Source organism: Micromonospora sp. NPDC047467 (genome assembly GCF_040643095.1).
In the GTDB taxonomy this organism is placed as follows: Bacteria; Actinomycetota; Actinomycetes; order Mycobacteriales; family Micromonosporaceae; genus Micromonospora.
The window spans coordinates 388511-414108 of sequence record NZ_JBEYTO010000006.1 but is presented as its reverse complement, the minus strand read 5'-3'; the positions used below and the strand labels follow the sequence as shown (position 1 = coordinate 414108).

At 71.4% G+C, this 25598-nt stretch carries 24 protein-coding genes; 7 read left to right on the top strand and 17 right to left on the bottom strand.

All coding sequences use genetic code 11. The features are described 5' to 3' along the window. Positions 1-12 precede the first annotated feature (12 nt). Genes ABZ780_RS19625 through ABZ780_RS19605 form a run of 5 tightly spaced genes read right to left on the bottom strand, consistent with a single transcriptional unit; the run spans position 13 to position 4719 of the window. Positions 13-1116 carry a branched-chain amino acid ABC transporter permease gene (locus tag ABZ780_RS19625; RefSeq protein WP_357010566.1) on the bottom strand — a complete coding sequence of 368 codons (1104 nt, stop codon included), beginning with the start codon at positions 1114-1116 and terminating at the stop codon, positions 13-15. Beyond that, positions 1113-2003, bottom strand: a complete 891-nt coding sequence (locus ABZ780_RS19620) for a branched-chain amino acid ABC transporter permease (protein WP_357486890.1) — start codon at positions 2001-2003, stop codon at positions 1113-1115. The genes ABZ780_RS19625 and ABZ780_RS19620 overlap by 4 nt, the downstream gene beginning before the upstream one ends. Next, positions 2003-2773 (bottom strand): ABC transporter ATP-binding protein, encoded by a 771-nt coding sequence (locus ABZ780_RS19615; protein ID WP_357486888.1) that lies wholly within the window; start codon positions 2771-2773, stop codon positions 2003-2005. Before ABZ780_RS19615 ends, ABZ780_RS19620 begins: the two co-directional genes overlap by 1 nt. Then, on the bottom strand, positions 2773-3516 hold the full coding sequence (locus ABZ780_RS19610; protein ID WP_357486886.1) for an ABC transporter ATP-binding protein: 744 nt from the start codon (positions 3514-3516) through the stop codon (positions 2773-2775). Before ABZ780_RS19610 ends, ABZ780_RS19615 begins: the two co-directional genes overlap by 1 nt. A 3-nt stretch (positions 3517-3519) precedes the next feature. Further along, positions 3520-4719, bottom strand: a complete 1200-nt coding sequence (locus ABZ780_RS19605) for a substrate-binding domain-containing protein (protein WP_357010557.1) — start codon at positions 4717-4719, stop codon at positions 3520-3522. A gap of 375 nt (positions 4720-5094) precedes the next feature. On the opposite strand from ABZ780_RS19605, the gene ABZ780_RS19600 reads away from it, so the two are divergent. Both ABZ780_RS19600 and ABZ780_RS19595 read left to right on the top strand, forming a co-directional pair. Then, positions 5095-6429, top strand: coding sequence for a potassium transporter TrkG (locus ABZ780_RS19600; RefSeq protein WP_357486885.1), 1335 nt, complete (start codon positions 5095-5097; stop codon positions 6427-6429). An 18-nt stretch (positions 6430-6447) separates the two neighbouring features. Beyond that, the gene (locus tag ABZ780_RS19595; RefSeq protein WP_357010551.1) at positions 6448-7116 is read left to right on the top strand and encodes a TrkA family potassium uptake protein; all 669 of its coding nucleotides are present in this window, start codon (positions 6448-6450) and stop codon (positions 7114-7116) included. Positions 7117-7163: 47 nt separating this feature from the next. On the opposite strand, the gene ABZ780_RS19590 is transcribed toward ABZ780_RS19595, so the two are convergent. The 7 genes from ABZ780_RS19590 to ABZ780_RS19560 all read right to left on the bottom strand — a co-directional run bounded on the left by ABZ780_RS19590 (position 7164) and on the right by ABZ780_RS19560 (position 15895). Then, positions 7164-8789 (bottom strand): serine/threonine-protein kinase, encoded by a 1626-nt coding sequence (locus ABZ780_RS19590; protein ID WP_357486883.1) that lies wholly within the window; start codon positions 8787-8789, stop codon positions 7164-7166. 71 nt (positions 8790-8860) lie between these two features. Next, a complete protein-coding gene (locus ABZ780_RS19585; RefSeq protein ID WP_357486881.1) occupies positions 8861-10423 on the bottom strand; it encodes a fused MFS/spermidine synthase in 1563 nt (520 codons plus the stop codon). 36 nt (positions 10424-10459) lie between these two features. Further along, positions 10460-11425 carry a hypothetical protein gene (locus tag ABZ780_RS19580; protein WP_357486937.1) on the bottom strand — a complete coding sequence of 322 codons (966 nt, stop codon included), beginning with the start codon at positions 11423-11425 and terminating at the stop codon, positions 10460-10462. A 244-nt stretch (positions 11426-11669) separates the two neighbouring features. Then, entirely contained in the window at positions 11670-12479 is an 810-nt protein-coding gene (locus ABZ780_RS19575; protein WP_357486879.1) for an inositol monophosphatase, read from the bottom strand. Beyond that, a complete protein-coding gene (locus ABZ780_RS19570) occupies positions 12472-12924 on the bottom strand; it encodes a response regulator (RefSeq protein ID WP_357486877.1) in 453 nt (150 codons plus the stop codon). The genes ABZ780_RS19575 and ABZ780_RS19570 overlap by 8 nt, the downstream gene beginning before the upstream one ends. Beyond that, positions 12921-14645, bottom strand: coding sequence for an ATP-binding protein (locus ABZ780_RS19565; protein WP_357010736.1), 1725 nt, complete (start codon positions 14643-14645; stop codon positions 12921-12923). The genes ABZ780_RS19570 and ABZ780_RS19565 overlap by 4 nt, the downstream gene beginning before the upstream one ends. Positions 14646-14650: 5 nt before the next feature. After that, complete coding sequence (locus tag ABZ780_RS19560; RefSeq protein ID WP_357010543.1) at positions 14651-15895, bottom strand: fused response regulator/phosphatase; 1245 nt, start codon at positions 15893-15895, stop codon at positions 14651-14653. 333 nt (positions 15896-16228) lie between these two features. Here ABZ780_RS19560 and ABZ780_RS19555 point away from each other — a divergent pair, with 333 nt between their 5' ends. Further along, positions 16229-18547 carry a M28 family peptidase gene (locus tag ABZ780_RS19555; protein WP_357010734.1) on the top strand — a complete coding sequence of 773 codons (2319 nt, stop codon included), beginning with the start codon at positions 16229-16231 and terminating at the stop codon, positions 18545-18547. Between the two features lie 46 nt (positions 18548-18593). On the opposite strand, the gene ABZ780_RS19550 is transcribed toward ABZ780_RS19555, so the two are convergent. Both ABZ780_RS19550 and ABZ780_RS19545 read right to left on the bottom strand, forming a co-directional pair. Beyond that, positions 18594-19535 carry a threonine/serine dehydratase gene (locus ABZ780_RS19550; RefSeq protein WP_357486876.1) on the bottom strand — a complete coding sequence of 314 codons (942 nt, stop codon included), beginning with the start codon at positions 19533-19535 and terminating at the stop codon, positions 18594-18596. A gap of 39 nt (positions 19536-19574) precedes the next feature. Then, on the bottom strand, positions 19575-20594 hold the full coding sequence (locus ABZ780_RS19545) for a hypothetical protein (RefSeq protein WP_357486935.1): 1020 nt from the start codon (positions 20592-20594) through the stop codon (positions 19575-19577). Positions 20595-20763: 169 nt separating this feature from the next. Here ABZ780_RS19545 and ABZ780_RS19540 point away from each other — a divergent pair, with 169 nt between their 5' ends. Beyond that, positions 20764-20961 (top strand): hypothetical protein, encoded by a 198-nt coding sequence (locus ABZ780_RS19540; RefSeq protein WP_357010538.1) that lies wholly within the window; start codon positions 20764-20766, stop codon positions 20959-20961. Between the two features lie 215 nt (positions 20962-21176). Here the strand turns inward: ABZ780_RS19540 and ABZ780_RS19535 are convergent, their stop codons facing one another. After that, complete coding sequence (locus ABZ780_RS19535; RefSeq protein WP_357010536.1) at positions 21177-21914, bottom strand: hypothetical protein; 738 nt, start codon at positions 21912-21914, stop codon at positions 21177-21179. Between the two features lie 116 nt (positions 21915-22030). Beyond that, positions 22031-22483, bottom strand: a complete 453-nt coding sequence (locus ABZ780_RS19530; protein WP_357010533.1) for a hypothetical protein — start codon at positions 22481-22483, stop codon at positions 22031-22033. A 265-nt stretch (positions 22484-22748) separates the two neighbouring features. Here ABZ780_RS19530 and ABZ780_RS19525 point away from each other — a divergent pair, with 265 nt between their 5' ends. Next, positions 22749-23105, top strand: coding sequence for a hypothetical protein (locus ABZ780_RS19525; protein WP_357010531.1), 357 nt, complete (start codon positions 22749-22751; stop codon positions 23103-23105). 215 nt (positions 23106-23320) lie between these two features. On the opposite strand, the gene ABZ780_RS19520 is transcribed toward ABZ780_RS19525, so the two are convergent. Continuing rightward, positions 23321-23548 (bottom strand): hypothetical protein, encoded by a 228-nt coding sequence (locus tag ABZ780_RS19520; RefSeq protein ID WP_357010528.1) that lies wholly within the window; start codon positions 23546-23548, stop codon positions 23321-23323. A 350-nt stretch (positions 23549-23898) separates the two neighbouring features. Between ABZ780_RS19520 and ABZ780_RS19515 the strand changes: the two genes are divergently transcribed. Both ABZ780_RS19515 and ABZ780_RS19510 read left to right on the top strand, forming a co-directional pair. Then, positions 23899-25068, top strand: coding sequence for a helix-turn-helix domain-containing protein (locus ABZ780_RS19515; RefSeq protein WP_357010525.1), 1170 nt, complete (start codon positions 23899-23901; stop codon positions 25066-25068). Positions 25069-25108: 40 nt separating this feature from the next. Further along, positions 25109-25558, top strand: coding sequence for a GNAT family N-acetyltransferase (locus ABZ780_RS19510; RefSeq protein WP_357010523.1), 450 nt, complete (start codon positions 25109-25111; stop codon positions 25556-25558). Positions 25559-25598: the final 40 nt, after the last annotated feature.

Sequence of the window (25598 nt, the reverse complement as noted above, 5' to 3'; positions counted from 1 at the left end):
GGGGTGGGGGGCCTAGGGGCGGGGGGTTTGGCGGAGGGCGCGGGTTAGGTGGGTTAGGCGGGGGGTCAGGCTTGTCAGGCCGCCGGGGAAGAAGTAGACCGCCAGGATGAAGACCGTGCCGAGGACGAACAGCGGCTGGCTCAGCGGGCGGCTGAGGAAGGCCGGCAGGTTGTCCACCGCGTCGCTCGTGCCGAACGCGGTGAGCCGGTGGTCCAGGTACATGTAGAGGACGCCGCCGAGCACCGGCCCCCACCTGGTGCCCGGCCCGCCGAGCACCACCATGACCAGCAGCGACAGGGTCAGCTCGGAGGACGTGATGTGCGGCGACGCGCCGCCGACGATCAGGACGTAGACCACCCCGCCCGCCGACGCCAACCCGCCGGCCAGGGTGAACGCCACCAGCTTGTAGCGGTACGGGTCCAGCCCGAGCACCCCGATCCGCCGCTCGTCGTCACGCAGCCCGGCGAGCACCCTGCCGGTGGGTGAACCGCTCACCCTGTGCACCACGAAGACCGCCAGGGTCAGGTACGCGAGCGCCAGCCAGTACAGGTTGACCGTGTTGGTCACTCCCACCAGCCCGGCGGGCAGCCCGGACACGTCCAGTGGCAGGCCCTCCTCGCCGCCGGTGAGCCCGCCGAAGTCCCGCGCCACCAGGATCGCCCCGACCTGGGCGAAGGCCAGCGTCACCATGGCGAACGCGATGCCGACGGTACGCAGCGCCACCGCGCCGAGCAGCGCGGCGAGGATGGTGCCGCCGGTGACGGTCAGCAGCGCCGCCTGCCACAGCGGCAGGCCGGCCCGGGTGATGAGGATGTCGGTGCCGTACACACCGGCGGCGAAATAGAGCGCGTGCCCGAAGGAGAGCATCCCGGTCCGGCCGAAGAGCAGGTCGTACCCGGCGGCCAGCCCACCGAAGATCAGGCAGATGGCGAGGATCTGCAGGGTGCCGGGTGAGTTGACCGGCCCCTCGAAGATCCCCGGAAGGGAGATCGTCGAGTACGGCAGGATCGCCAGCACGACCAGCGCGACCAGCGGCAGGAACGGGCGGACCCGGTGCACACGGCTTGGTTTCGGCGCGGTGGGTGCCGGTGCCGGGGTTACGTCGAGGAGCGTCATGCCGTTGCCACCTTTCCGGCGATGCCCTGCGGGCGCAGCAGCAGCACCACGGCCAGCAGACCGACCACACAGATGTCGCCCAGCCCGGACGTGCCGTAGTAGTTGACGAACTGCTGCACCAGCCCGACGACGACCGCCGCGTACGCGGAGCCGACCACCGAGCCCATCCCGCCGATCACCACCACGATGAACGCGAAGATCAGCAACGAGCCGCCCTGCCCGGGCGAGACCGTGCCGAAGTAGACCCCGCCCAACGCACCGGCGAGCGCGGCAGCCGCCCCACCGATCGCGAAGACCAGGGTGAACGCCTTGCGGACGTCGATGCCCAGCGCGGTCACCATCTCCCGGTTCTCCACACCGGCCCGGATCACCAGGCCGTACCGGGTCCAGCGCAGGAACGCCAGGATCGCGCCGAGCACCAGCACCGCCGCGATGATCAGCAGCAGGCCGCCGTTGGGCACCTGCGCGCCGAGGATCCCGGTCACCTCCCGGGTCCAGTCCGGACGGGGGAACGGCCGGGCGTCCGCGCCCCAGGTGGCCTGCAACAGCGCCACCCCGGCCAGCGACAGGCCGACGGTGACCAGCACCTGTTCGATGGTGCGGGAGTAGAGCGGGCGGATCAGCACCAACTCGACCAGGATCGCCACCAGCGTGCCGGCGGCCACCCCGAAGGCGACCGCGAGCACGAAGCCGAACCCGTCGCCACCGGCACCCGGCAGATTGCCCGCCGCCCACCAGGTGCCGTACGCGCCCACACCGAGGAACAGCCCGTGCGCGAAGTTGAGCACGTCGGCCAGGCCGAAGACCAGGGACAACCCGGAGGCGACCAGGAAGTACAGCGCCGCCAGGCCGAGCCCGGTCAACGCCAACAGGATCACGGTCGCCATCAGCGTGCGTCCTTCCCGGCCACCGGGGCCCGGTCCGGCCCGGTCGGGCGGTGCGCCTCGCCGGCGCCCACCCCGAGCAGCGACTTCGTCAGCGCCGTCTCGAGCAGCAACTCGCGGGCGTCGCCGGTCCAGGCCACCTTGCCGGCGGCCAACACGACCGCGTCGCGGGCCAGCCGGCGTACCACTGCCAGGTTCTGCTCCACGAGCAGCACCGGCACCGACTCCGCGACCCGTTCCAGGACCTCGGCCACCTCGGTCACCACCTTCGGCGCCAACCCCTTGGTCGGCTCATCGACCAGCAGCAGCCGGTTGTCGTTGAGCAGCACCCGACCGATCGCGAGCATCTGCTGCTGGCCGCCGGAGAGCGAACCGGCCCGTTGCCGTCCGCGCCGGTCCAGCTCCGGAAAGAGCGCGAAAACCTTGTCGTACGCCGGGCTGGTGCCGCGCCGCTCGGCGAGCCGCAGGTTCTCGGCGACGGTGAGCCCGGCGAACACGCACCGGTCCTCGGGCACGTAGCCCAGCCCACCGCGGACCAGCCGGTGGGTGGGGCGGGACAGCAGGCTCTGCGCGCCCATCCGGATGACGCCGCGCACCTCCCCGGCGGGCGGGGTGAGGCCGACTATCGCGCGCAGCGTGGTGGTCTTGCCGACGCCGTTGCGGCCGAGCAGGACTGTCACGCCGGTCGGGGCGACCGTGAAGGACACCCCCTGGAGGATGTGCAGCCCGGAGATCCGGACCGACAGGTCCTCCACACTGAGAATCGGTTCCATCAGAGCGACTCCCCCAGATACGCCTCTTGGACCGTGGGGTTGGCCATCACCGTCTCCGGGGTGTCGCAGGCCAGCAGCGCGCCGTGGTGCATGACGGCGATGCGGTCAGCCAACTCCAGGATGACGTCCATGTGGTGTTCGACCATCAACACCGCCCGGCCGCTGTCCCCGGTCAACGACTTGATCACCGCGACCAGCTCGGGTACGTCCTCGGCACTGACACCGGCCATCGGCTCGTCCAGCAGCATCACCCGTGGTTCACCGGCGAGCAGCAGGGCGATCTCCAGCTTGCGTTTCTCGCCGTGGGCCAGGGTGCCGGCGAGCGCCGTACCCCGATGAGCGAGGCCGACCCGGTCGAGCGCCGCGTCGGCGGCGACGGCCACCTCTCGGTCGGCCGCCGCCCGCCGCCACAGTGCCATCGAGCCCCCGCGGTGCGCCTGCACAGCGAGCCGGACGTTCTCCCGCACGCTGAGCGAACCGAAGACCGAGGATGCCTGGAAGGTACGGCCCAGGCCGAGGCGTGCCCGCCGGTGCGGCGGGAGCGCCCCGATGTCCTGCCCGTCCAGGGTGATCCGGCCCTCCGTGGCCCGGCGCAGGCCAGTGATCAGGTTGAACAGTGAGGTCTTGCCGGCGCCGTTCGGCCCGATCACGCCCAGGAACTCCCCGGGCGCCAGGTCGAGGTAGACGCTGTCGACGATGGCGACCTCACCGATCCGCCAGGTCAGACCGCGGGTGGCGAGCATGGGTCAGCCCTTCATGGCCACGGCCGGCGGTGCCGACTCGTCACCGGTGAGGCTCTTCTGCGCGGTGGCCGTGAAGGCGGTGCCGCTGCCGGTCAGCTTGGCCTGGTACATCGGCTGGAGCAGTGCGTGGTCCGCCGCCCGGATGGTCATCTTGCCCTTGACCCCGTCGAAGCTCCAGCCCTCCAGGGCGGTCACCATCTTGTCGGCGTCGTCCCCGCCCTCCTGCACGGCGCGGACCACCATCTGGGCGGCGGCGAAGCCGTCCGGGTGGAACAGGTCGACGGTGCCGACCTTGGCCTTCAGCGCCTTGCTCGCCTCGGTGTCGCTGGCACCGTCGAAGTAGTGCGACAGGAAGGAGATCTTCGCGCCGGCCGCGCCGAACGTCGGCCAGGAGGCCCGGATGTCGAGGCCGGTGACGACCGTCGTGGACGAGAGCACGCCCTGCTGGTCGAGGGTCTGCCACATGGCCGGGGCGGTCGTGCCGGCCCAGGCGACGAAGAGCAGATCCGGCTTCGCGGTCTTGATCTGGCTGGCGAACGGCGTGAACTCGGTGGCACTGGCCGGCGCCCGGACGCTGCTGACGGTGGCGCCCGCGCCGCCGATGACCGCCTTGACGGCCGCCTCGTTGGCGTCGCCGAACGCGCCGTCCTGGGCGAAGACCACGACCTTCTTGCCGGTGGGGTCGCCGATGAACGACTTGGCGGTCACCACGTCCTGGTAGGACTGCCGGCCAGAGCGGAAGGTGTACTTGTTGGCGCCGGTCACCGCGTCGGTGGCGGCCGGCCCGGAGATGAACAGGACCTTGTTCTGCGCCGCGATCGGGGCGACCTGGAGCGCCACGCCGGAGGCGGTGGAACCGGCGATGATCTTCGTGCCCTTGCCGATCAGGTCCTTCGCGGCGGACACCGCCTTGGCGGGATCACCCGCGTCGTCGACCTCGGTCACCTCGATCGTGCGGTCACCGACCTTGCCGGTGCCCTGGGTGGCGAAGTCGAGCCCCGCCTTGAACCCTTCGATGTACTGCTTTCCGTAGCTGGCCAGTGCACCCGACTGGGAGTACACCAGGCCGACCTTGACCGGCGCGGCACTGTCGCCGCCGCCGGTGGCGGTGTCCTGCGGGCTGCCACAGGCCGTGGCGGCGAGCGCCGCGGCCATCATCGTGGCGGCGGAGAGGAACACCCGCCGCGTCGTCCGGACCGTCATTGCGACTCCACATGAGGACTCGGAGGGAGAGAACTTCTTCGTGACGGCTCACGCTAGAAGTGACGTCACCCACGAGCTATGTGGCGGAAACACACAAGTAACAGGAAGGGGGTGGCCGGCCCTGACAACACGGGCGCTGGGCACCGTGCCGCAGGGGGCCGCGATGGCCGCCACCTCCATGCTGGCGCGAATGCCGTGTCGCGTTCCGCCATCGCGTGCTCGATCGTGGATGTAGTGGCCTCGGGCGCACCCCGACACCGCTGTTTCCAGGATCGAGCGCGATCTTGAACCCGCTCGCGGACATGTCGCCGGCCCGGCGGACACCGGAATGAGCGTTCCCGCTCTCGGCGGGGTGCGGAAAAGGAAGATTGTCTGGTGCGCCGGTTCTTCCGCAACCCCGTGCGGCTGGTGCCGTTCGCCTTCCTGGTGCCGATCCTGCTCGGCACCGGGCTGCTGATGGCACGCTGGGCGACCGTCGACCACCAGCGACCGCCCCTGGTCACCGCGCTGTTCACCGCAACGTCGGCGGTGTCGGTCACCGGCATGGCGGTCACCGACACCCCCAACTACTGGTCCGGCTGGGGACTGCTGGTGATCACACTGCTCACCCAGCTCGGCGGTCTCGGCATCCTCACCGCAGCGGCGCTTGTCATCCTGGTGGTCTCCCGCCAGCTCGGGCTGCGCAACCGGCTGCTGGTGCAGGCCGAGACGGCGGAGTTCGGCATCGGTGACGTGGGCCGGTTGCTGCGCCGGATCGCGGTGACCGTCTTCGCCTGCGAGGCAGTGATGACCGCGGTGGTGGCCGGCCGGCTCTGGCTGGCCTACGACTACTCACCCGGGCGTGCCCTCTGGTCGGGCGTCTTCCATGCCGTCCAGGCGTTCAACAACGGGGGCTTCGCGCTCTACTCCGACGGCCTGCTGGCCTTCAGCCGCGACCCGTGGGTGTCGCTGCCGCTGGCGTTCGGCGCGATCGTCGGCGGGCTCGGGTTCCCGGCCCTGTTCGAGGCGGTCCGCGAGTGGCGTCAGCCGGCCCGCTGGGCGGTGGCGACCAAGCTGACCATCTGGGGCAGTGCCGTGCTGCTGCTGCTCGGCTTCGCCGGTCTGCTCGCCGCCGAGTGGACAAACGCCGAAACGATCGGCTCGTACGACGCCGGGGGCAAGGCGCTCGCGTCGTTCACCCAGATCGCGCTGAGCCGCACCGGCGGTTTCAGCGTGCTGGACATCAGCGCGTTGCAGGAGGAGAGCTACCCGCTGCTGATCGTGTTGATGTTCATCGGTGGTGGCAGCGCCAGCACGGCCGGCGGGATCAAGGTCTCCACCTTCTTCCTGCTCGGGTTCACCATCTGGGCGGAGCTGCGCGGCGAGCCCGACGTGACGGTCGGGCACCGCCGGGTGGCCACCGCCAGTCAGCGGCAGGCCATCACCGTGGCACTGCTCAGCGTCGCGCTGGTCACGGCCGGGACGATGGCGCTGCTGCTGCTCACCGAGGGCGTCCCCTTCGTCTCGGCCCTGTTCGAGATCACGTCCGCGTTCAGCACCACCGGTCTGACCGTCGGGCTGGCCGGCACGCTGCCGGCCAGCGGCCAACTGGCTCTGACCGTGCTGATGTTCATCGGTCGGGTCGGGCCGCTCACCCTCGGCTCGGCGATCGCCCTGAACACCCGGCATCGGCTCTACCGCTACCCCCAGGAGCAACCCGTTGTCGGCTAGCGATGAGGAGGGAACGAGGTGTCGGCTAGGCGTGCGGACGACGGCGGCGTCGTGGTGATCGGGCTGGGTCGGTTCGGCTCCCACCTGGCCGGGTCGCTGACCCGGATGAACCACGAGGTGCTGGCCATCGACCGGAGCCCGGAGCTGGTGCAGCGCTGGTCGGCGCAGCTCGACCGGGTGGTCCAGGCCGACGCGACCGAGCAGGGGGCGCTGGGGCAACTCGGCGTCGCCGGCTTCGGACGGGCCGTGGTGGCCATCGGGGCGTCGATGGAGGCCAGCGTGCTCACCGTGCTGGCGCTGGTCGAGCTGGGCGTGCCACAGGTCTGGGCGCGGGCCACCTCACAGAAGCACGCGAAGATCCTGTCATCGGTGGGCGCGCATCATGTGATCTTTCCGGAGGCGGAGACCGGCGAGCGGGTGGCGCACCTGATCGTCAGCCGGCTGCTCGACTTCGTCGAACTCGACGACGACTTCGCGATCGCCGCCGTCCGGGTGCCGGAGTCCCTGGTCGGTCGCACCCTGCTCGACCTGCGCCCGAACGACCGCTACGGCGTACGGGTGATCGGCGCCAAGATGCCGGGCGAGCGCTTCCAGTACGCGTCGGACAGCACCGCTCTCCCCCGGGACGGGGTGCTCGTCGTGGAGGGCGGGATCGACCAGGTGCAGCGGTTCGCAGGGCTCCGCTGAGGCTGCTCACTTCTTCCCGCCGCCCGGCCCCTTCCGTTCACCCTTTGTCACTTTTCCGCTTTTCCCGGGCCACCACCCGGCCCCTTCCCCTTGCCGGGCTTCTCGGGCTTCGGCGCGGCCTTCGGCGGCGCCTTGGGTGCGGTCTTCGTCGCGGCCTTCGCCGGAGTCTTCGCCTTGGGCGGCGACGTCTTGCTCGGCGGGGCGGTGGACGGTGCACTGCCGGCCACCCCGGAGACGCGTACCCCGCAGGTCGCGTCGCCGAGCCGGAACTCCACCGGCAGCGGGTTCGCCCCGCTGTACTTCCCCGTCAGGGTGAGCTTCTCGGCCGCACCCGGCGCCAGGGTGGCGCGCTGGGCCACGGGCCGGATCAGGACCGTGCTCCCCTGCTGGTCCACCGTGGTCGGCTCCGCCTTCGTCACCGTCTGCTGGCCCGGGAAGGTGAATTTCATCGTCCAGTCGCGCAGGTCGCGGTCGCCGGTGTTGGTCAGGGTCAGCTCGGCGGTGAAGTCCTTGCCGGAGTCCGTGCGCAGCGCGTACGCCACCTCGCACGGCGCGGCCTCCGGCAGGCCCATCCGAGCTTGGGTCGTGGGCCGCTCCTGCCCGTTGGCCGGGCTGCGCGAGGTGAGCCCCCACATCGCCCCGGTGACCGCGATCAGCCCGACGGCGGCCACCCCGGCCTCCACCCGCCGGCGCCGGCTCACCCGCCGGCCCCGGTTGCGGGTACGCGACAGCGGCAGCGCGTCCGTCTCCGCCGACCAGGGCAGGATCGTGGTGCCCGCGCTGGCCAGCGCGGCCGGATCCAGTGGGCCGGCCGGCGACACCGGCAGGGCCGCCAACATTCCGGCCGCCTCGGCCAGGGTCCGGGCCAGCTCGCCGGTGGCAGGCCGGTCGCCGGGCTGCTTGGCGAGGCAGCGGCGCACCAGGTCGGTCACCTCGTCGGGCAGCCCCGGCACCGTCGGCATCGGATCCGGGTCGCTGTACATGTGCGCCCGCAGCATCTGCGTGGTGGTGTTGGCCTCCCACGGCAGCCGGCCCGTGAGCATCCGGTAGAGCAGCAGCCCGACGGCGTACACGTCGGTGGCCGGGGAGACCTGGCCGTTGTCCAGCCGCTCCGGTGCGAGGTACGCGGGCGTGCCCAGCAGTGTGCCGTCCGGCCCCTTCTCGCTCTCCCCCACCAGCGCGGAGATGCCGAAGTCGACCACCTTGACGCCGGTAGGGGTGAGCATGACGTTGCCCGGTGTGACGTCGCGGTGCACCACGCCACGGCTGTGCGCGGTGGCCAGCGCCGAGCTGACCTCGGCACCGATGGTCACCGCCTCCCGCCACGGCAGCTGCCTCTCCCGGCCCAGCCGGGCGGCCAGCGAACCGCCGTCGACCAGCTCCATCACCACGTACGGCACGGTCAGCCCGACCTGCTGGGACTCGCCGTAGTCGTACACGTTGGTGATGTTCGGGTGGCACAGCCGCGCGGCGGCCTGCGCCTCGATCCGGATCCGGTGCCGGAAGGCCCGGTCGCTGGCCAGCCGGGAGGCCAGCACCTTCACCGCGACCTGGCGGCCGAGCACCTCGTCGTAGCCGCGCCAGACCACCGACATGCCGCCCGCGCCGAGCTGCTCGACCAGCCGGTACCGCTCATCGAGGAGTTGCGCACCGTTCCGATCCCCACCACCCATGGTGGCCGTTGTTGCCCGTACGCACCCGGACTACACCTGAAGGATCGGAATCGGTCACGAAGTTCACTCGTTCAGGCGGTCGCCAGCAGTTGGTCCACCGGGGCGTAGTCGTCGGTCAGCACGATCGCATCGCCGACGAAGTTCGTCAGCTCCGCGCCGGAGAGCAGGCTGACTGTCGGGTCAACCTGGTCCAGCCGGGCGCGGACGGCGGCCAGCGGCAGCGGCGCGTCGGAGCCGACGATGAGGAAGTTGCTGCCCCGCTCCTCGGCGAGCGCCTCCGGTGGGGCGATCAACGCGACGTGCGTGAACTCGGCGGCGACCGTGGCCAGTTCGGCGCGGATGAACCGCAGCGGCGGGTAGTCGATGACGTTCTGCACGTACACCCCGCCGGGGCGGGCCACCCGGCGGACCTCGGCGGCCATCTCCCGGGTGGCCAGGTGCCAGGGCACCACGAGGTGCCCGAACGCGTCGCCGACGACCAGGTCCCGGCTGTCCGACGGCTCGCCGGCCACCAGCATCCGGGCGTCACCCACCACCGCCCGCAGGTCCGGCCCTGGGCGTACGCCCAGTTCCCGCTCGCCCAGCTCGACGAGCCCGCCGTCGATCTCGAAGACGACGTTCTCGGTGCCCGGCCGGGTGGCGGTCAGGTAGGTCGGCACGGTGAACCCGCCGCCGCCCAGGTGCAGCGCGTCCAGCCGCTGCCCGGCCGGCGCGACCACGTCGGCGACCGCGCCGATCCACTTCGTGTACGCGTACTGCAGGTGTGTCGGGTCGGCCAGGTCCACGTACGAGTGCTGGGCCGAGTTGAGCAGCAGCGTCCGGCCGCTGGGCCGGTCCGGGTCCGCGGTCACCCGGGCGCAGTGGTACGCCGTCTCGATGTCGCACGGGTTCGGCGCGACGGTGCTCAGCCCCGCCCCGATCAGGCCGAGCACGGCCAGCGCGGCCCGGGTGCGGGCCGGGCCGGGCAGCTCGGTGGGCTCCTGCCGGCGCAGGTACCAGCCGAGGCCGAGGCCGACCAGCCCGAGCGCGATCGCCAGTGCCAGCAGGATGACCGTGCTGCGCAGTGCGGCGACCAGCACGAAGCCGGTGAGCAGGGTGGCGGTGATGCCGCCCAGGGTGCCGATGCCGGACAGCCGGCCGACCACCTGGCCGGTGCGGCGTAGGTCGGCGAGCTGGAGCTTCACGACCAGCGGGGTGACCGCGGCCAGCAGCGCCGCCGGCACGAACACGGCGAGCGCCACCAGGATCAGGATGCCGCTGGCCGCGCCGCCGCGCAGCACCTCACCGGCGTAGCGGACGACGGGCAGGGTGACCGCGGTGGCGATGCCGGCCAGCACCAGCGCCGGCGCCAGCAGACCACGTGGGTTGCGCCGGTCGGCCAGCCAACCACCGGACCACGCCCCGTACGCGATCGCGGCCAGCGCGATGCCGATGACCGAGCTGGTCACCTGGAGGGTCACCCCGACATAGGGGCCGACCAGGCGGAGTGCGACGGTTTCCAGCACCAGCACGGCGCCGCTGGAGAAGAAGACGAGGAACGCGGCCAGGCCGTTGGGCAGTGCCCGGCCGATGACCGGCGCAGACGGGGACGAGGGGGCCGGCGGGGCCGCTACGTCGGACGGTGGGGAGCTCATCGTCGCGATGGTACGCAGCGAAGCTGATGCTCCGGGTCAGTACATCGAGAGATGAACATGGTTCGTGTGGGACGCGGCGGGACTGCCGCTGCCACTGTAGGCACGCCACCCGGTGCCGGGATGCCAGATCTGCCTGTACCAGATCACGTAGAGCACGCCGAGCCGGTCGGCGTTGCGCACGTGCCAGGCGGCCAGGCTGTCCCCGTACGCCTTGTCGCCGCCTGTCGCGTTGCGATCCTCGAAGCCGTTCGTGGCTGCCGCGAAGTCGCAGGCCCGACCCTTCGGGTGCTCACCGCCGCCACCGCTGCGCTTGCAGGAGACGTGCCGCTTGTAGCCGGCGGCCTGGGTCTGCTTGAGCGCGTTGAGGGTGCGCGGGGTGATGCAGCCGGAGGTGGTCGGGTCCTTCACCGAGCAGGACTCCGACGGCCAGGATCCGTCGGAGTTGCGGGGCGCCGGCTTCGCCGAGGCGGAGCTGCCGCCGCTGAAACCGTTGCTGCTGCCCGAGCTGACCTCGGCGAGCGCCGCCTCGGCCTCCTTCTTCTTCTTCGCCATCACGGCGAGCTGTTTCTGCTGCTCGCGGACCTCGGTGTCGATGGCGACCTTGGCCTGCTGTGCCTGCTGCCGGGCGTCGACGAGATCACGCAGCCGCTTGCTGTCCCGCTGGGCCATCAGGTCGAGGTCGCTCGCGCGTTCCAGGAACGCCTGCGGCGTGGCGGTGTTGAGCAGCATCGACGCCGGGGTCAGCCGGCCGACACGGTACGACTGCGCGGCCACCTCGCCAACCTGGGCGGTGAGCCCGACCAGCCGAGCCTCGATCGTCGTCAGCTCACCGGTGAGCGCCGTCTGCCGGCGCTTGGAGTTGTCCAGTTTCGCCTTGGCCTCGATGTGCCCCTTGGCGGTCGACTCCAACGCGTCCCGCAGCTTCTTACTGCCGCCCTCGTCGGGCTCCGCGTACGCGGGCACGGCGGTGCCGCCGAGCAGCAGCGCGACGGCGGCGAGCATAGCGAGCAGGGCGCGGCGACCGAGCCGCGGGCTGAGCCTGGTCCTGGGCACCAAAGCGTCCTTCCGTCGACCGCCGGCCCCCGGTGAACCACTGTGCGGCGGCGTCCCCGCCGGCGCCGGTCGGCGGCCTGCTGGCGGAGACCGTCGGTCACGATACCGGACTGTAGGCCGGTGACCAGCCCCCGGAACTCCCTGCCGCACCGATGTCGACGGAGCGTCCCAACGCCGTCGCGCAGTGCGCGGATCAGGAGCCGAGAAGGGCTTCGTGGACCGCAGCCCAGACCTGCTCGTTCGCCGCGACGAGCAGACCCCGGCCGTCGTCGGCGGGGTGGTAGTCGACGCCGTCGAACCGGCGGGCGACGCCACCGGCCGCGCGGACCAGCAGGGTGCCCGGGGCATGGTCCCACGGCAGGGTGCGCCAGAAGAGGGCGAACTGCTGCTCACCGGTGAGGATGTCCAGATACTCCCGGCCGGCGCAGTGCTGGCCGGGCAGCAGCTCACCGAGCCGCCTGCCGCCGGCGCGGACCCGGTCCCGGGTCTCCGGCGGCAGGAACCGGGTCATCGCCGCGCCCCGCAGGTCGCCCACTTGTGGCACCGATGCGGCGCTGCCCACCGGCCGACCGTTGAGCAGGGTGCCGCCCTCGGCCCGGCCGGCGGCCAGCGTCTCGGCCAGCGGATCGAGGATCCAGCCGGCGGTCGGACGGCCGTCGGTCAGCAACGACACCATCAGGGCGAACGGGCGCCGACCGGCGGCGAAGTTGGCGGTGCCGTCGACCGGGTCGACCAGCCACACGTCCCCGCCGTCACGCAGGTGCCGCAGCAACCCCGGGTCGTCGGCGACGCCCTCCTCGCCGACGACCTTCGAGCCCGGCCGCAGCTGGCGCAGGCCGGCCGAGAGCAGTTCCTCGGCCCGGCGGTCGGCGACGGTGACGATCTCACCGGGCGCCTTCTCCGACACGTCAGACTCGTCAAGTTTGCGGAACAGCGGCAGCACGACCTGGTCGGCGGCCTCCAGGAGCAGGTCTCCGACGTCGTCGAGCAGGGTGTCAGCCACGCGGCGGCAACTTGACCACGCTGACGAAGAACTCGTCGATCTGGCGGACCACCGAGATGAAGCGTTCGAAATCCACCGGCTTGGTCACGTAGGCGTTGGCGTGCAGCTGGTAACTGCGCAGGATGTCCTCGTCGGCCTGCGAGGTGGTGAGCACGACCACCGGGATCCGGCGCAGTTCGTCGTCCTTCTTGATCTCTTCGAGCACCTCCCGGCCGTCCCGGCGGGGCAGGTTGAGGTCGAGCAGGATCAGGTCGGGCGCCACCGCGTCGGCGTACTGACCCTCCTGCCGCAGGTAGGCGAGCGCCTCGGCGCCGTCGGAGACGACGGTCAGCCGGTTGCGCAGCTTGTGCTCCTCGAACGCCTCCTGGGTCATCAACACGTCACCCGGATCGTCCTCCACGAGCAGGACCTCGATCGGGCTCTTGCCGTCCGCCGGCGCGGTCATCCCACCGTCTCCCTCATGTCACCCGTTCTACCGCTTTCCGGAGACCCGTCGGCCCGGTCCGGCCGGTCCGGCCCGGCGGACTGCTCCGGCGGGGCGGCCGGCGACTCGTCCGAGGGGGTCGTCTCCGCCGCGGCGATCGCCTCCGGCTGGTCCGCCGGGTCGGCGGCAACGGCCGCCTCCACGTCCTCGGGCCGCGCCGGCAGGGTGAACCGGATCGCCGTCCCCTCCGGCACATCGGTGTCCACCCACACCCGGCCACCGTGATATTCCACGATCTTCTTGACGATCGCCAACCCGATGCCGGTGCCCGGGTACGCGTCCTTCGAGTGCAGCCGCTGGAAGATCACGAAGATCTTGTCGGCGAACTCCGGCTCGATACCGATGCCGTTGTCCTGGCAGCTGACCTCCCACTCGCCGTCGACGAGGCGAGCCGAGATGTGCACCTTCGGCGGCACGTCCGGACGGCGGAACTTGATCGAGTTGCTGACCAGGTTCGCCAGCAGGTTGGTGAGCAGCGGCTCCTCACCCCGGATCACCGGCATCTCGGTCCAGGTCAGCTCGGCGTCGGCGTACTGCCGGGCAGCCTCGGTCTGACCGGCCACGTCACCCATCACCTTGTTCAGGTCGACGTCGACGAAGCCGGTGGTGAGCCGGCCGATCCGGGAGAACGCGAGCAGGTCGTTGATCAGGCGCTGCATCCGCTGCGCGCCGTCCACCGCGAAGGCGATGTACTGGTCGGCCCGCTCGTCGAGTTGCCCCGAGTAGCGGCGCTGGAGCAGTTGGCAGAAGCTGGCGACCTTTCGCAGCGGCTCCTGAAGGTCGTGCGAGGCCACGTACGCGAACTGCTCCAGGTCGCGGTTGGACCGGGTCAACTCCTCGGCCTGCTTCTGGAGCTGGCTGTTGACCCACTCGATGCGCTCGCGGGCCTCCCGCACCTCGGCCAGGTCGGAGGCGATCTTCTGGCGCATCGCGTCCACGTCCCTGCTGAGCTGGATGAACTCCGGCGGGCCGACGGCGGCGATGCGGTGCTGGTAGTCGCCCTCGGCGACCTCCCGGACCTGGCTGGCGAGCCCGATCAACGGCCGGATCACCATCCGGTCCAGGGACAGCAGCAGAATCGAGCCGGCGATGACCACCACCAGCGCGGCGACGATCAACAGCACGACCAGCAGGTTGCTGCTGCGGCGCACGTCTCCGGCGGACTGCTCCCGGGCGGTCAGGATCTCCTCCTGGAGATCGCCGACCGCGGACCGCAACTCGTCGAACTGCTGCCGGGCCTCGTCGGTGACCAACGCCTGGCCGGCGCTGGTGCCCCGCTCCTCGGTGGCGGTGATCACCGGCTCCGCCACCGACTGCCGCCACCGCTCGGTACGCTCCTCGACCACCCGCAGCTCCTGCCCGATCTGCGGGTAGTCGTCGAGCAGCGTCCGCATCGAGGCGATGGTGTCCCGCTCCTGGTCGAGCCCTTCCTGGTACGGGCCCAGGTCGGCCGGGTCACCGCTCACCGCGTACCCGCGGACTGCGGTCTCCTGGTCGAGCAGCGCGTTGAGCAGTTCCTGCGACTGCACCCGCAGCGGGGCGGTCTTGTTCAGGATCGCGTCGATCTGGGTGCGGTTGCGGGCGGCCACCGCCGCCTCCGCGCCGGCCAGGCCGATCAGCAGCAGGCCCACGACGACGAGCATGGTCATGACCCGGCGGCGCAGACTCCAGCCGCCGACCATCGGCTTCACCGGCCATCACCCCGGCTGACCAGCAGCATGGCCACGTCGTCGGCGAGCGGACCACCGTTGAGCTGCTCGGCCCGGCCCACCAGCCAGGCCGGCAGCTCGGGCAGCGGCACCTGGCGGTTGGCCGGCTCGTCGAGCAGCCCGCCCAGACCCGGCACGTCGAGCCGCTCGTCGCTCGCGCCCACCCGCCCCTCGATCAGGCCGTCGGTATACATCAACAGGGACCAGTCATCGGTGTCGAACTCCAGGTCGTAGGCGATCGGCCGGCGGGGGCGTACCCCCAGCAGCAGGCCACCGGGCGCGGGCACCGGGGTGACCCGGCCACCGGAGAGCAGCAGCGGCGGCGGGTGCCCGGCGAGCCGGACGGTGGCCCGGTTGGCGTCCAGGTCGAGCCGGGTGGTGGCCACCGTCGCGAAGATCTCCTGAAGCCGGCGCTCACTCATCAGCACCTGCTCCAGCGCGGGCAGCACCTCGTCGTCGGGCACCCCGGCGAGCACCAGGGCGCGCCAGGCAACCCGCAGCTCCACGCCGAGCGCGGCCTCGTCCACCCCGTGCCCGCAGACGTCCCCGACGATCAGGTCGAGACGGTCGGGATGGGTCTGCACCACATCGAAGAAGTCCCCACCGATCAGCGCGGCATGCCGGCCGGGTCGATAGAAGGTGTGCACGGCCACCTGGTCGGTCGTCATCAGCGGCTGGGGCAGCAGGCCACGTTCGAGTCGGGCCGACTCGGCCTGGCGCAGCTCGACCTCACGCAGCCGGCGGGCGTTGACGTCGGCGCGCTTGCGCTCCACCGCGTAGCGCAGCGCCCGGGTCAGCAGCACGCCGTCCACCTGACCCTTGACCAGGTAGTCCTGTGCGCCCTCGGCGACCGCCACGATGCCGAGATGTTCGTCGGAACGGCCGGTCAGGACGCAGACCGCCGCGCCGCTGGACATCTCCAGCACCTGGCGCAGCCCGTCCAGCCCCTGCGCGTCGGGCAGGCCCAGATCCAGCAGGACGCAGTCGACGTTCGTGATCTGCTGCCGCGCCTCGCTGAGGCTGGTGGCGACCAACAGGTCGATCATCGAGTTCGTCTCGGCGAGCAGCTCACCGACGAGGAAGGCGTCGCCCTCGTCGTCCTCCACCAGCAGCACCCGCAACCGCTCACCGGGCGGCAGGTTGGCGTGTCGCCCCAGGCCACCGTGCGGGTACGGCACGACGGGGGAACCGGCCAGGCCGGCTCCCCGCTGCGGCCGGGTCACCGCCGCGAGACGCGGGAGTTCGCTGGTGATGTCGGGCTCCTTCCGAGTGCCCCGCTGATCCTGTATTAGACAACGGTCGCACACAACACGACGGGCGCGGCACGGGCGGGGATGGGCCGGGTCACTGCTCGCCGACGGGCCGGCGATCGATGGACGTCCGGGTGTGCCGTCCCATGGTGGCGGAGGGCAGGATGGTGCCACCCCAGGCACCACCACCATCGAGGAGTTCCCGTGGGCGCACCCCCCACCCCTGCCACGGCGGGCACACCGGTCCGTCCGGGTCCGGGCGTACCCGCTGCCGATCGTGCGCTGGCCCGACCGCGCCGGCGGCTCGTGGCCGCCGCTGCGGCGCTGGTCGCGCTGGTCGCCGTCGGCGCCGGCAGCCTGCTCGACCTGCGCACCCCGGCCCCGGCGCCGGCCGACGCGCCGGCGGGTGAGTTCAGCGCCAGCCGGGCGTACGAGGACGTGCAGGTGATCGCCGCCCGGCCGCACGTCGCCGGCAGCCCGGCCAACGACCAGGTCCGCGCGCATCTTGAGCAGCGGCTACGCGGGCTGGGCCTGGAGACCGAGGTGCAGGACACCGTGGCACCGGAGGCGGGCCAGCTCAGCGGGGCGGCGGGCGGTGCGACCCTGGCCCGCGTCCGCAACGTGGTGGCCCGGCTGCCCGGCACCGACCCGACTGGCCGGGTCTTCCTGGTCTCGCACTACGACTCGGTGCAGACCGGGCCGGGTGGCAACGACGACGCGGCCGGCACCTCGACCATCCTGGAGGTGGCCCGCGCGCTGACCACCGGCCCCCGGCCCCGCAACGACATCGTCTTCGTGCTGACCGACGCCGAGGAGGCGTGCCTCTGCGGCGCGGCGGCGTTCGCCGCCAGCCATCCGCTCGCCGCCGACGGCGGGGTGGTGCTCAACCTGGAGGCGCGCGGGTCCACCGGGCCAGTGATCATGTTCGAGACGTCCCGGAACAACGCGAAGCTGGTGGACGTCTTCGGCCGGGCCGCCCCGCACCCGGTCGGCACCTCGTTCGCGGTGGAGATCTACCGGGCGCTGCCCAACGACACCGACTTCACCGCGTTCCTGGACCAGAAGTTCGTCGGGTTGAACTCGGCGTACATCGACGGCGGCGCGATCTACCACACGCCGCTGGACACCCCGGCGTCGATCGACCAGGGCAGCCTCCAGCAGCACGGGGACAACGCGCTGGGTCTGGCCCGGGAGTTCGGCCGCACCGACCTGACCGACCTGCGCTCCGGCCAGGACGCCACCTACTTCCCGGTCCCCGGCGGGCTGGTCCGCTATCCCGGCTGGCTCACCCTGCCGCTGGCCCTGCTGGCGGTGCTCGCGGTGGCCGCGCTGGGCTGGCTGACCCGCCGGAGTGGCCGGGCCAGCACCGGCCGGCTGGCCGCCGGGTTCGGGCTGGCCCTGGTGCCGATTGTGGCCGCGCCGGTCGCCGCGCAGCTGCTCTGGCTGGCGATCACCACGATCCGTCCGGGGTACGCCGAGCTGCTCGACCCGTACCGACCGATCTGGTATCGGTTGGCCGTGCTGGCGCTCGCCGCCGCCATCCTGTTCACCTGGTACGCGCTGACCCGCCGCCGGATCGGCCCGGCCGCGCTCGCGGTCGGCGGGCTGGCCTGGCTCGCCCTGCTCGGGGTGCTGCTCGCCGTGGCGGTGCCCGGCGGGGCGTACCTCACCACCCTGCCGGCCCTGGCCGGCGCCCTCGGCGGGCTGGTCGCGCTGCGGACCCGGCAGACCGGGCCGTGGCCCGTGGTGGCGGTGACCGCCGCCGCCGCAGTCGGTGTGGTCATCCTGCTGCCCACCGTGGTGCTGCTCTTCCCCGCGCTCGGCATGGCGATGGGCGGGGTCGCCGCGCTGGTCGCGGTGCTGCTCGGCCTGACCGCCCTGCCGGTGGTCGACCTGCTGCACCCGCAGGCCGGCGGCCAACGTGGGATGCGGGCGCTGCGGGCCCGGCGGCTCGCCGTGCTGCCGGCCGGTGCCGCCGCCCTGGCGGCGGTGGTGCTCGCCGGGGTCGGGCTGGTCGTGGACCGCTTCGACGCCGAGCACCCCGCGCCAACCCACCTGATGTACGCCATGGACGCCGGCACCGGCCAGGCCCGCTGGCTCAGCCACGAGAGCGGTCCGCAGCCGTGGACCGCCGGCTACGTGGACGGGTTGACAAGCGTCGAGGACGACTTCCCCGGGCTCGGCGACGGTGAGCTGCGGGCCGGGCCGGCGGCGGCGGCGAACCTGCCGGCGCCGAAGCTGGAGGTACTGGCCGACAGCACCTCCGGTGCCGAGCGCACGTTGCGGCTGCGGCTCACCCCGCAGCGGGCGGTCCGGCTCGCCACCCTGCACGTCGACGCGTCGACCGCCACGGTGCTGCGGGCCGAGGTCGCCGGCCGTTCGGTGCCGGTGGAGCCCCGGGAGGGGAAGTGGGGCTTCGGGCTGGTGTTCCACGCCCCACCGACAGAGGGCTTCGAGGTCACCCTGACCGTGCGCCCGAACGGCGGGCAGGTGGCGCTGCGGGCCATGGACGCGAGCGACGGGCTGGACGCGCTGCCCGGGTTCCGCCCCCGGCCGCCGGACGTCGGCGTCGTCGGGTCGCACAGCTCCGAGATGCTGGCCGTCGCCCGCACCTACCCCATCTGACGGACGGGCCGATGGTCCGGCGGGGGTTGCTCCCCGCCGGACCTGGTCAGTGCGGCGCGGCCGGGCCCAGGTCACTCGGGTCGGTGTTGCCACCGCAGATGATCACCGCCACCCGCTCCCCCGCCTGCGGCACGTACGCGCCACCGACCAACGCGGCCAGCGCGGTGGCACCGCCCAGCTCGGCGGCGACCCGCAGCTCCGACCAGAGCAGCCGGCGGGCCCGCACCAGATCCTCGTCGCGCACCAGGACCGACTCCACCGCGGTACGGCGAGCGGTGTCGAAGGCGATCTCGCCGATCCGCCGGGCACCCAACGAGTCCGTGGCGATGCCGCCCACCTCGATGTCGACCGGTCCGCCCGCCTTCAGAGCGGAGTGCAGCGTGGGGATCTGCTCGGGCTCGACGGCGACGACGCGTACCGACCCGTCGAACCAACTGGCGATGCCGGACACCAGACCGCCGCCGCCAACCGCCACCAGCACGGTGTCGATCCCGTCCACCTGCCGTTCCAGCTCCCGGCCGACGGTGCCCTGACCGGCCACCACCTCCGGCTGGTCGTACGCGTGCACGACCAACGCGCCGGTCTCGTCAGCCCGCTGGGTGCTCGCCGCCAACGCCTCGGCGTAGTGCTGACCCACCTGCCGCACCTGGGCACCCAGCCCAGCCAACCGCTGCACCTTGACCGGCGAGGAGGTCACCGGCACGAAGACCTCCGCCGGTACGCCCAGCGCGCGGGCCGCGTACGCGACCGCGAGGCCATGGTTGCCCCCAGAGGCGGCGATCACCCCCGCCGACGGCAGCGGCCCCTGGAGCATCCGGTTGAACGCGCCACGCGGCTTGAACGAGCCGGTGTGCTGGTGCAGCTCCAGCTTGAGGCTGAGCTGCCCGGGCACGCCCAGGTCAGCGCCGTCGACAGCGATCACCGGGGTTTCCCGGACCCGTCCCTGCACCAGCGCGGCAGCCGCCTCGACGTCGCTTCTGTTCACCATGGGAAACGCCCTTCACTACGACCGTCGTCGGTGATCATCCTAGGGAGCGTCGAGGAGGGCACCCTGGTCGGCGGCGCGCCGCAACCGGCGGTGCTCGGCGGTCACCACCCCCAACAGGGCCAGGTCGATCGCGACCACGGCGACCGCACTGAACTGGTTGACCGTGAAGTTGAAGATCTGCCCGAACAGCAGGTCGACGAGCAGGGCGAGCTTGAACAGTCGGAACGCGTCGAGCCGGCTCCGGCGCAGCAGCCACGCCGCCCGCAGACTGAGCACCGCTATGACCAGCGCGGTGGCGGTGACACCGACCACCGCGCCCCACTCGCGCTCCTGGTCCAGCTCTCCGGTCACTCCGTCCAGCAGCACCCCCACCACGATTAGCACCGGCTCCACCACCAGGTAGACCACCACCAGCCAGACCAGCCAGCGCTGCCGGGTCGCCCAGGCGGCGAGACGCCGGGCCCGGTCCGCCGCCCGCTGCCAGAACCGGACCGGGGGCGGCTCGCGTCGGGGCACCGCGTCCAGCAAATGCTCCACGGCCGCCTCGGCGGCAGGCCCGGTGCCCCGCACGAGACGCCGCACGTCCGCCCGGCGCCGGTCGGTCAGCCCGGCGGGCAGACCGCTGAGCACCACGTCCAGCGCGTTGGCCGTACGCTCGGCCGGGGTCAACTGCGATCGGCCGGTACGCCCACGTACCGCCTGGGTAAGCAGGACGAGCAGGGCGAACGCGACGTAGATGATGGCGGCGGCCGGAGCGTAGAAGTAGTCAGTGCCGGTGGTGACGAACTTGCCCACCTCGTCGATGAACAGGCCGAACCCGACGCCGCCGACGATCGCCCCGGCGGTGCGCGGCCCTTCGCCCAGAAAGACCAGCGGGATCCCCAGGCCGACCGCGAGCAGCAGGCCACCCCAGAGCACGTGCGCGATGTGCAGCCCGCCGCCGCCGAGCTGCGGATAGTCGGCAGCCTCCAGGTACGCCCGCACGGCCAGCACGGTGACCACGCCGGAGAGCACGAACGCCTGGAGATGGGACGCCGCCTCGACCGCCCGGGTCGGCAGCCGACGCACCAGCCAACCGACGCCGGGGCGGTGGCGCGAAGGTCCAGGAGACATGCTCCGAAACCTAGTAGCCACCCACTCCTCGCGGACGTGGTCCCGGTCGACCCGGCGACGCCAGCGCATCACGCCGAGGGCTGACGCTGCTCGCGCGATGTCGGATACTTCGGCCATGACGCTGTCAGCGCCACTCCCCGCCCTCGCCGAGACGGGCAGGGCCGACCCCGGCACCGCGTTCCTGGTGCTGGCCGGTCTCACGATGCTCACGGTGCTGGTGTCCCGCACCCGGATCCGCTCGTCGACCCTGGTGGGAACGCTGAGCGCGGTGCTGCCACTGGCCGTGTGCGACGTCCTCGCCGCGAGCCTCTGACCCCATCGGGTGGATGCTGGCCGTCAGCGCGATCAGGTAGCCACCTGACCACTGGCGGCGGAGAACGTCGCGCCCATCGCAACGTTCGCCAGCTCCGCGGGCAGACGAACGTCGACCCTCGGAAGCTAGATCGACTCTTACTTCGATCCGGTCTACGGAGATGGAAGATGGTGTCGCCGTCATGAACGCATTGCGCCTCCGGGGCTGGCTGTGGCCTACCCGGTGGCTAGCCGCCATGCCGCATAGGCAACCCCGATGAGCAGCGCGGCTGCTAACGCGAGCCGGAACAACGAAAGAGTTCCCGTCAACTCGCTATTCAGCGACTCCACCGTGCCGGGGAGCTCCGGTATCGAGGAAGGTCGGAATACCAACGCACCGACACGCCCCTCAGGCACCGGGAAGGAGTTCCGGACTCGTCGCCCCGAATTCCCGTTGCGACGCGGCACCCAAGCCACGACGTTAACGGCGCCGGCTGGAACTGCGACGTCGTACGGATCCCACCCAGGCAACCGATACTCGACGTCCTCCACTGCGACGATCGGCGCGACGTCGTCGGATAAGGCGTCGTCGTCGAGCCACCACTGCGGCTTGACCGGAATGACCCGCAGCACGCCTTGCCCCGATGCGATCGGAACCGTGACAGGAGCAGCCTCCTTCGCAGTCAGGTCGCGCACCACGTCCGGGCTGAGCGCCTTGTTGCGCACGAAGAACAACTTCGCGGCCAGGCTCGGCCCCAACACGGCCGTGAGAAGGAGCAGCGTGACGAGCAGCGCACCGCCGAACGCGAGATAGAACCCGATCATGGCCAACAGTCGGCCGACAAGCCAGCTATCGCGAAAGTGCTCGGCAAGCACCAAGAGGCCGATCGCCCACCCATCGAAGACGACGACAACGACCAGCATGTGGACGGCAGTGCTGGCGAGAGCCTTCGGATAGCGCCGGACGGCTTCCACGCCCTCGACCCTAACGACAGTCGACAACGCGCCCCGCGACCAGCAGCACAGTCGACCGCGGGCAGTAGGAGGCCAGGTCGAGCGAGTAGGGCACGAACTAATGCGCCGAGGTGTAGCTACTGTGCGCCTCCGGTGTTCTTCTTCTGCGCGGCCAGCAGCTCGCGGGCCTCGGCCAGCAGTTCGCGCAGCTCGTCGCGGTCGCGTCGGCTCCGCATGCGGCTGCGGTCCTGCGGGCTGGCGCGTCCCAGACCGAGAGCGTCGGCGGTCTCCTGAGACACACGCGTGCGGACCAGATTGCCGACGTGGTACCGGGTGGAGGTCTGGGTGGTCTTCCGCTCGTCGGGGCTGTAGCCAGCCTGGGCGTACAGCTCGCGTACGGCGTACCGGTACAACCCGGTGCGCCCGGTCCAGTCAGGGTCTCCGGACGTGGTCAGGTAGTGCTCGCGCAGGTCGACCATCTGCTCGGCGAGGTCGCGCAGCAGGATCGTGCGGCGCTCACCTGTGGTTTGACGCGCAGCACGGAGGATGCGCAGGATTTCGCGCTCGATCTGCTGCTTAGAGGCGGCCATATCGCTAGAATACGCGCGCGCGTGAGTGCAAAAGGCAACCGACAGCAGCGTAAACAGCCCCTGACCGCCTGCTGTCCCGGGGGTCACGTGGCAATGCGGGGCTGCTGCTGGACTCTCTGGTACTCCGCGAGGGTGCCGTCAGCGAGGGCCGCGCCGGCAATCCGCGGCTGTCATGGCCGGACACAGATCCGGCACAACCGAGCGCGAGTAGCGGCGCAATATGCCGGACGCTGACTCCGCTCGTGCGATGGCGGATACTTCCGCCATGACGCTGTCGCCCCCACGGTGGCCCGGCCTCGTTCGCATGGCCGACCCGCGCATCTCGTTCCTGGTTCTGATCGGCTGGTACGCGGCCGTCGTCGTGGCGTTCGGCCTGTTTCTCGGCACCCTTTCCGGGGCCGTCCCGGCGGACTGCGGCGAGGTGTGCGACTCGGAACGATCCCGGATGCTGCTCATCGGGCTCTACGTCGCCCTACCGGCGATGTTCCTCGCGTTGTTGGTCAGCCTGGCGTCGCTCGCGGTGCTCGCCTCCCGCACCCGGATCGGCTCGGCGGTCCTCGTGGGGACCCTGTCCGCAGTGGTGCCGCTGGCCGTGTGCGGACTCCTCACTTTCAGCCTCTGACCCGCCCGAGGTTCACGTCCGGTCGACAGGGCGTCGCTCCGTGGAGAGCGAGGTGGTGGGCCGCCTCGCGTCCTCCCCTCGGCGGTGCGCCTCCAAGTGCTCCCGTAACGCCGCCTGCCAGGCCTTACTCCCGGCCTCGTCGATCGGCCCGCCGCACCATCGGTGCGACCAGTCGGAGTAGTGCATGCCCTCATCGCCCGGGTGGATGCTGCCCATCAGCGCGTCCACGCCACGAACCGCTCGTACAACTCGGCCGGCGCCACCTCGGACAACTCCACAACGACGATGAAGAGCAGGCCACCGACGTACATGGAAAGGCCGATGCGGTCACGCGCGTACGCCTCGGCCAGGCGTACCCGCGCGGGGTGGCACGGCCAGGGCGGGTCAGCCGCACACGTCTGACAGTGCCACTGCGGCCGGCGCGGCAGGTGCTCCCCGTTCATCCGGCGATCCAGCGCTGACACCAACCGCTCAGCCTGGCTCGCACGTGCCATCTGGGGCACGCCGGCCATCACAGAGCTGCCCGCCCACCGGGACTGCCGTCCCGCGTCGTGATCCGACGCGCGCCGGACCTTTGCGGGTAGCAGGTCGCTGCTCCGGTTCGGTCCAACTGGACCAGATGCCGTCTGCGCCACCAGCGCTTGAATCGCTCCCGCATTGCCACCACGCCTCCCACCGATCACTGCGCGTGCTCGTCCCGTACACCGTGCGGCGGTACGCTCACATCGGTCGACGGGTTGCGCGTTGCCAGCCAGCGCCGGCAACCCGGCAACTCCGGCGGGAGGCGCGAGACATGCCAACATTCGGCGTCCGGATGCGGACAGCGCGGGAGGCGCGTGGGCTCAGCCTGGCCGCTCTTGCCGAGTTGCTGCCCGCCGACAAGGGGCACCTCTCCCGGCTTGAGAACGGCCGTCGCCGGCCCGGCGAGGATCTGGCCCGTCGGATCGACGACGTCCTCGCCGCTCGCGGGGAGCTGATCGCCTGCGCCGCCCTGGATGTCGCCGCCGCTACCGACACCAGGCCGTCGGAGACCGTCGAGCTGCTACATCGGATGCACGCCAGCGACACCGCCCCCGCCACCATCGAGACGTTGCAGGCGACCGTGACCGAGTTGTGCTGCCAGTACGGATGGCGCGACGCGAGGGAACTCCGCGCCGAAGGTCAGAGTTGGCTGCGTGAGGTCGCCCGGCTGCTGCAACGACCGACCGGCTTACGACAGCACCGCGAATTGCTGGTGTGCGCCGGCTGGTTGGCACTGTTGATCGGCTGTGTTGAATACGATCTCGGGATGCGCGCCAGCGCCGAGGCCACCCGTACTGCTGCCCGTCAACTCGGCGACGAAGCCGCTCACGCCGGCATCACCGGCTGGGCGTGGGAGATGACGGCCTGGTTCGCACTCACCCAGTCCCGCCACGAGGCGGCGTTGACCGCGGCCCGGGCCGGGCAGGAGGTTGCTGGGCGGCAGAGGGTGGCCGTGCAACTGGTCGCGCAGGAAGCCAAGGCGCTCGCACGGCTCGGCGATCTCCACGGTGCGCGGACGGCACTCGATTGTGGTCGGCGGCTCCTCGACGAACTCGGTGCACCAGAACGACCCGACAACCACTTCGAAGTCGATCCGGGCAAATGGTTGTTCTACGCGATGGACGCCTACCGGCTCGCTGAACACGACACTCTCGCCGAGCACTACGCCAACGAGGTCCTGCGTCTCGGCACCGGGCCGGACGGCATCGATCGGTCACCCATGCGGATGGCCGAAGCGAGGCTCACTCTCGCCGCCACAGCCCTGCGCGCTGGCGACCTGGACCGGGCCGTCGAGCAGGGGGTGACAGCGTTCGCCGCGTCTCGCCGGTCCCTGCCCTCGCTGCTGCTCGTCGCCGGCGAAGTGGACGTCGAACTCCACCGCCGTTACCCCCACGAGCAAGCCACCGCCGACTTCCACGACGCACTGAATGCTGTTCGATAGCCATTCGCTGATTCCACATCCGCCCGTTATGGTCCACGACATGCGGTTGGAGAAAGTCACGCCGAAAAACTACGAGGCGGCTCTCGAACTGTCGGTGCGCCCCGATCAGGAGGACCTCGTCGCGCCGGTGGTCAAGTCGCTCGCCGAGGCGTACGTCTTCGCATCGAACGCCTGGCCGAGGCTGATCTGTGACGGTGATCAGGTGGTCGGCTTTCTGATGGCCTTCCTGGACATCCAATGGAGCCACAATCCGGATGACCTGCGCTCCGGCCTCTGGCGGCTGAATATCGCGGCGGACGCCCAGGGAAAGGGTTACGGCCGATTCGCCGCCGAGGCCGTTTGCGCGGAGATCCGCGCGCGAGGCGGCACCCGCGCCTATGTCACCTGGGCTCCCCGGCCAGGAGGACCAGAGGAGTTCTACCTGAAACTGGGTTTCCGGCCGACCGGCGAGCAGAGCGGTGGTCAGACCGTCGGCGTGCTCGATCTATGACCTAAGCGGCAGTCCCGAGCCTGCGAACCGCAGCCCGACA